The organism is Aliivibrio sp. 1S128, from assembly GCF_001691065.1.
In the GTDB taxonomy this organism is placed as follows: domain Bacteria; phylum Pseudomonadota; class Gammaproteobacteria; order Enterobacterales; family Vibrionaceae; genus Aliivibrio.
This window is the reverse complement of record NZ_MAJV01000034.1, coordinates 1-524: the sequence shown is the minus strand read 5'-3', so window position 1 is coordinate 524 and position 524 is coordinate 1. Positions and strand designations below refer to the sequence as shown.

The window sequence follows — 524 nt, the reverse complement described above, 5'->3', positions numbered from 1 at the left end:
CCAAATTGTTAAAGAGCAATGTTTCTTTCGAAACCATTTTTAAAGACTCTCAAAGGCTTATTTACCTAAAAGAACGCTTAAAGATGGTGGGCGATACCGGGCTCGAACCAGTGACCCCCTCCTTGTAAGGGAGGTGCTCTCCCAACTGAGCTAATCGCCCACGAAAGTTTTAATTCCTTCGTGAGAAAGAATGGTGGAGCTATGCGGGATCGAACCGCAGACCTCCTGCGTGCAAGGCAGGCGCTCTCCCAGCTGAGCTATAGCCCCAATTTTTTATTTCCTTGGGAGGAAATGGTGGGTCGTGCAGGATTCGAACCTGCGACCAATTGATTAAAAGTCAACTGCTCTACCAACTGAGCTAACGACCCAATTTACTTCAAAAAATGAAGTGGTATCCCGTAGGGGAGTCGAACCCCTGTTACCGCCGTGAAAGGGCGGTGTCCTAGGCCTCTAGACGAACGGGACACTGGATATTTGAAGGTGTTGGGCACCTTCTATTGCTTCTTTACTTTTTTAACCTAATC

4 tRNA genes are annotated in these 524 nt (G+C 47.5%); all 4 read right to left on the bottom strand.

Features of this window, described 5'->3' with window-relative positions:
• Positions 1-84: 84 nt before the first annotated feature.
• A tRNA-Val gene (locus A6E03_RS06705) sits at positions 85-160 on the bottom strand.
• Positions 161-191: 31 nt separating this feature from the next.
• Positions 192-267, bottom strand: a tRNA-Ala gene (locus A6E03_RS06700).
• A gap of 25 nt (positions 268-292) precedes the next feature.
• Positions 293-368 (bottom strand) — tRNA-Lys (locus A6E03_RS06695).
• Positions 369-389: 21 nt separating this feature from the next.
• A tRNA-Glu gene (locus A6E03_RS06690) sits at positions 390-465 on the bottom strand.
• Positions 466-524: the final 59 nt, after the last annotated feature.